The sequence below is a fragment of the Hydromonas duriensis genome (assembly GCF_004363775.1).
GTDB lineage: Bacteria > Pseudomonadota > Gammaproteobacteria > Burkholderiales > Burkholderiaceae > Hydromonas > Hydromonas duriensis.
The window spans coordinates 26,460-32,497 of record NZ_SNZE01000018.1; the positions used below are offsets into that span (position 1 = coordinate 26,460).

General features: G+C 45.4%; 4 protein-coding genes. All 4 read left to right on the forward strand.

Annotated features, from left to right (window positions below):
- Entirely contained in the window at window positions 1-1,653 is a 1,653-nt protein-coding gene (locus tag DFR44_RS08250) for a phospholipase effector Tle1 domain-containing protein (protein ID WP_133620949.1), read from the forward strand.
- A 70-nt stretch (window positions 1,654-1,723) separates the two neighbouring features.
- Window positions 1,724-2,725, forward strand: coding sequence for a DUF2931 family protein (locus DFR44_RS08255; RefSeq protein ID WP_246012091.1), 1,002 nt, complete (start codon window positions 1,724-1,726; stop codon window positions 2,723-2,725).
- A 31-nt stretch (window positions 2,726-2,756) separates the two neighbouring features.
- Window positions 2,757-3,569: a hypothetical protein gene (locus tag DFR44_RS08260; protein ID WP_133620954.1), complete on the forward strand. Its 813-nt coding sequence runs from the start codon at window positions 2,757-2,759 to the stop codon at window positions 3,567-3,569.
- Window positions 3,570-3,725: 156 nt separating this feature from the next.
- The coding region (locus DFR44_RS08265) for a type VI secretion system Vgr family protein (RefSeq protein WP_162845216.1) at window positions 3,726-6,038 on the forward strand (2,313 nt) is incomplete at its 3' end.

A 6,038-nucleotide genomic window follows, 5' to 3' on the forward strand; every position in this document is an offset into this window, starting at 1 on the left:
ATGATACCAGCATCCCATACCCCATCATCTGCCCCACCGCCGCGAGACCTTAGTCCAAATAAACAAGACCCAACCAATACGGTTGAAGGTTCTCATGTTGATGTAGAGATTGATTACTTTACGATTAATGTGTTTTTTGACGGCACATGGAACAATATGTTCAACAACAACTTGTATCGTCTCGAGTCTAAGGACTATGACACAAAAGTTAAGGTCGATGGCGGCACGAGCTACCACCGTGAGGCCACGGGCGTTGAGTGGCTATACAAAGGCTATAAAAAGCCAGAAGGTGATGATAAAAACATTGCCGTGTACGTGGAAGGCACGGGTACGTTCAATGGAGAGAAAGACAGCAACTTATCGGCTGCAACGGGCTATGGTCCGACCATGGGACAGCGCGCTAAACTCGAGCGGGCTTTTTTACTCATCAATGAAGAATTAAAGAAGAAAAAGTTAACATCAGCAAAATTTGATGTGGTTAAGCTCAATGTCTATGGCTTTAGCCGCGGTGCCGCCTGCGCGCGCTGGTTTTCGAATGTGGCGAGGAGTGAACCTGAACGCATTAAGTTTGATGACCCGTTGACCAAAACCAAGATTCAACTCGGTTTTTTGGGTATATTTGACACCGTCAGCTCTGTCGGCGTCAGCCATGGTAATGATACGAAAAGCTATGAACAGAAAGTCGAAACCGACAATGCGGTCAAAGATAAAAATGATCAGCCGATCGCCTTTAAAGTGGTGCACCTCACAGCAAGAAATGAAGCCCGCACGTATTTTTCTTTATACAACATACAAAGTGCAGTGAGTAAAGGCTATGGTTTGGAACTCTCGTTGCCTGGTTGTCATACCGACATTGGTGGCGGATTGGGCGTGCTTGAAAAAAAACTGGGTGACAACGTAGTCGTTGTCGGTCGCAATGAAGAGTTGACTTATGTCAGCGCACATCGCACCGCTGATGAATATGGTCGCTATGCCACTACAGATGCAAAGTTTGGTTACAATAGTGAAGGCAAGACCGATAAAGCAGGCTGGTGGATTTTTGATAACGCAATTACCCGTTTGTTGAGTCAACTGGGTGCTAAAAATAATGTTGACGTCAGGAAAATGGCTGAAAGAATGGTCGATTTTGGCTACTTTAAGTCATTTACCGAGCTGACAAGTGACTCACCCGAAGTAGAAAAAAACGATTCGGGACGTGGCACGAAGAAGGAGGCTTTGTATTTAATCACGCAAGACTCTGGTAAACACAGATATCAAGCTTTAAAAGGCTATCGATTCCAATTAGAGACGGGATACCCGCGCGTGCCTTGTAATATCATGCTCGACTTTGCTAAAAAATACCATGCGGATTTTTTCGAAAAATTTCCGAACAACCCAGAAAGTCGAATTTCAGCACCTTTAACAGGCATTTACGATGAGTTGAAAAAAAAGGCTTTTGACTTAGATGACCAATGTGTGGCGCAAAAGAAAGGTTTGATTGCAGAGCTCAAAATAGATGAACGAGAAAAAAGCCGTTGGTTGTACAACAATTACCTTCATTGGTCGGGTGATGGTGGCATGATGGATGTTCAACTTGATCCAAATGGTGTTGAGTGGCGAACAATTTACGAGGCAAAAGCAAACACGGGAGCATCAGATGTCACAGTGGCTTAAGTGGTTGTCTTATCTTGTCATATCCATTTTTTTACTCGGCTGCTCGGGCTGTCAATCCATAGGAACAAATATGTTGAAAAATAAAACTGGTGCTTTTGAAACTTGTATTTCTGCGCCTCGTGGCTATGAGGCAATTTTAGTCGATGGTTGGAACGGTTATGTCCATGCCGATGGCAGTGGTGGTGGCTTCATTGGTTCGACCTCGTTTGCGTGGGATTCCTGCGACGGTGTCGCGGGGGGGCATGTGGATGGGTATCCCGAACGTTTACACCTGCGTTGGTTATCCGTCGCAGAAAACCAATTTTATGAACTGGATGCCAAGCTGCCTGTTGATAAAATGAAAGCTTTGGCTGAAGAGGGTTATCGCCTTAGATTCCCCATCACGAGAGACGGTGAAAAGCTGAAAGACCGTTCTAACTTTGGAAGTATTGGCATTATGCTCGCCCCTGGCGGGGGCGTTGTGCTAAAACTCATAAGTGAAGAAGCTCGAGAGCTGGCGTACTACCAAGCTAAAAAAATCGACATGCCGTGGCATGTGTTTCAAAACGTTTCTGAAAAAGAAGCCGATGTGCGCCAAGATTGGATTAAAAGAGAAATCCAGATAGCAACTAAAGACCCAGTTGTTTTAGCGCAAATCAATAACAAGCAAATCCCATTCGGTCTGTGGGATAAGGTGTATCGCCAACGCTACCCTTGGCATATTGCTTTTGCGGGCAATTATAAACTGGAGGAGTATTTCATTGAATATTTAAATACCGAACGATTCATGATTTGGTCAGAGGATTTGATGAAAGATGCCATGCTGTCGGATCGACCCGCACCGTTTGAATTGGACTTGTATTTCAAGGATGCTTCGGGGCAACGCATGAAAGGGGCTTTAAAGTTAGATGGCCCCAGCACGGCCAAGGTGTTTACTGAATTCTTTAAATACGTGCAAAATCCAGCTCGATTATCGGTGCAAATGAGTGATGATCTCAAATCCGTGTCGCTGACGCTTGTTGATGGTGTTCGCAGTGTGGCCTTGCCTTATAAGGCTTGGAAGGTCGAGGCTTTGGAAGCCAATAAATATTAATCCTGAAACCACTTAAGAAACGAGATTATCTATGGCGATTAAAAGCACAACAAAACAGAGCTTTTTTGTTATCAAGCATTTTTTATTTTGTAGTGTATTTGCAGTGTCTCAGACTGTTTTTGCAGCTCCTACGCTTTATGGTTGTCAAATTAACGATAAAGAAGCTAAAGATGATTTTCGTCAAAAATGTTTAGTTGAGAAGGCCGCTTTCTTTTGCGATAAGCAATTTGTTGTTGATACACAAGCAAAAACTGTATTAGAAAAGCCTGATTTCGGTCGAAGATTAGATGCTTTTGCACATCCTGAGCAGAACAGCGATACTAAATGGAAGCTAACCGCATCAAGTGATACTCAAATTGATTTTGCACGGACTACTTCTGAATTTTATGCACAAGATATTTTTGATAAAAGCTATTTTTTAGCTTCTACATCGCCATTGTTTCCTGAAAGTGTCATTAATGAAACGGCCCAAGAGCTTGAAAAGAGCATCGGTTTACCCGCCAACATGCGTCACTTAAGTAAACCAATTGAGCAGTTTTTGATGTATCGAGGCGAACTGCGCACGACATTAAACACCAATAAAGGCACATTTGAAGAACGTTTTGGCTATGCAACCGCAGACGGTAAAGCTATCAGCGATGATATGATGAGCGAATATGAAGGTGCTAAGTGCAGGGATTTGGGAGTGTGCTCAGATAGTATGGGTGAAGAAAATACTCCTACGTTGGGTCAATGCACTGTTATTCCCGTACCTGAAGGTGTTTCGGTTGATGACTATTTAAAACAAAATGCCAAAGTTGATTTTCTACGTTGGAGGGAAGAAAACAAGTCTCGTACAAAGTGATGGCTGGTTAAAAAAATAAATAATAGTGTTTAAAAGTACCACTGAGTATTGATAATAAAATAGCTGTTATGAGCTTGCGCGGTATTGTATAGCATGTTAAAGTGAAGAGAGGATTAGACGAACTTTACAATAAAACAACAAGGGAGTAATTCATTAATGAACCCGCTAGACCTATTTGGGCGTCATCGTAATCTTGCGATTACCAGTGCCGCGATACCGAGCATCATAGAAGGCGTCCACAGCTTAGACGTCATCAAGATAGAAGGAAAAGAAACACTTAACGGTCCGGATGAATTGTTTAGTTACACCCTTCTGCTCAAGACCCCAAGCGAGCTGTCTGTCATACCTACCCAAGTATTATTACAATCGTTTGACTTGTCGAGTTTTCTAGGCAAACAAGCCACTGTCCATATTGCATTGGATGACTCACGTGTCTCAGGCATTAGTGGGGTGAGAGAAATTACGGGTATTATTTCCAGTGCCCAGTTTAAAAGGGTAGCGGAGCGCAGTTTAATATTCGAAATTAAGCTGATAGACTGGCTTTCTCTTGGCAAGCTCAACACAGATTACGCCATACACCAAGACAAGACCCCGATAGATACGATTGTTGACACGCTCAACAGCACATTTCCTTATATGTTCGAGAATAGAACAAACAACTCATATCCAGAGCGCGACTATTGTGTTCGGATGGGGGAGGATGCGGCCACATTTGTAAAACGCTTGTGCCAAGAATACGGGATTAATCTACATTACGAGCACAAAAACGGTGCCGCCAAGTTGATTCTGAGTGATGGGAATAACGCCTTTAAGCCTGTTTCAAGTCCAGCATTTAGAACCATACGCTACCATGCAGACCCTCATGCGATTAACGAAGAGCACTGGCACAGCTTCAGCCCCGCCCGAAGCTTGACAACGGGAGCGGTGAGCTACCGCGACCATGACTACATGCAGCCGAATGCGACCAATGAAGTGATACGGCAAGACCCGCAACGCAATGCAGGTGGTGATATGGTCAACCATGGCAACTTCGAACAATACCACTTTCACAGCGATGCGTTTGCCAACACAGTTCAACCTTTAGCAGGCCGACAAAAGACACAAACCGACCCTGTTGCAGAAGGTCAACTGTTCACGCTACACCACTTGCAAAGTATACAGCAATTTGGCGATAGAGCAACGGCTCAAGGCAATATTCGTGGTGTTGAAGTAGGCTCCTGCTTCACGCTCACAGACCACCCAATGGCCAAAGTCAATATGGACTACGTTGTGGTAGAAAGCAAGCTGTTGATTGAAGAGATTGCCTCAGAAACCCAACGAGACAGTTACGAAGCGCAAAAATGGTTGGTTCAAAACACGGTGGAATTGCAACCGACGAACGTACCCGTGCGCCCACCGAGAACAATTGTAAAACCACGCGTGTACGGCGTTGAAATTGCCAAGGTAGTGGGTGATGGCGGCAACAATTCAATTTGGACGGACGAACAAGGTCGTATCAAAATAGCTTTCCCGTGGCATAGAGAAGATCCAAAAAACCAATATTCATCGTGCTGGGTTCGCGTAGTGAACAGTGCCGCCGGCAACCAACAAGGCAGCATGCACCTGCCCCGAATCAACGATGAGATTTTAATCAGCTACATTGGAGGCGATCCGGATTTACCGATATGCACGGGGCGCGTACACAACGGCATGAACAAGCCCTCATGGCAACTGCCCAAGAACCAAGCACTCAGTGGCTATCGCAGCCGCGAACTCAAGCCAGGCAATCAAGCCAGCGGAAGAAGCAATCACCTGATTTTAGATGACTCAGCCGATGCCATCCAATTGCAGATAAAATCCGATGCCGACCACAGCATGCTCAGTCTTGGGCAAGTGACGCGGATTGATGACAATGAAGGCCTAAAAGACAAACGGGGCGAGGGTGCCGAATTGCGCACCGATGGCAAAATGGCGTTGCGTGCCAATAAAGGTATGCTCATTACCACACAAGGTCGTGCTGCGGCAGAAAGTCACATCACGGATTTGGATGAAGCGGCCAGCGCGCTTAAAAAGGCGCACAGCCAAGTCAAAGCAACGGGTGAAGCGGCGGCAGAGCATCAGGCGTTTGACACAAGCGCAGATGCACAGGCACTTGAGGACGTGGTTAAACAGCAAAATGACGACATCAAACCACCCGCCAGCAAAGAACCATTCCCTGAGTTGGCCTCGCCTCACTTAGTCGTGCATTCAGTGGCAGGGTTAGAGACCGTCACCCCTGAAAGTACACACGTATACAGCGGAGAACACCTAGCGTTGACAACAGGCAAACATGTCAGCATGAGCATTGGTCAACGTTTGCTTGCCAGTGCCATGAATGGCATTCGCTTGTTTGCTCAAGCCTCCGGCATCAAGCTGTTTGCAGCAGCAGGAAAAGTCGAGATTCAAGCTCAGTCCAATGACATCGATATCATCGCCGATAAAGTGTTGAAA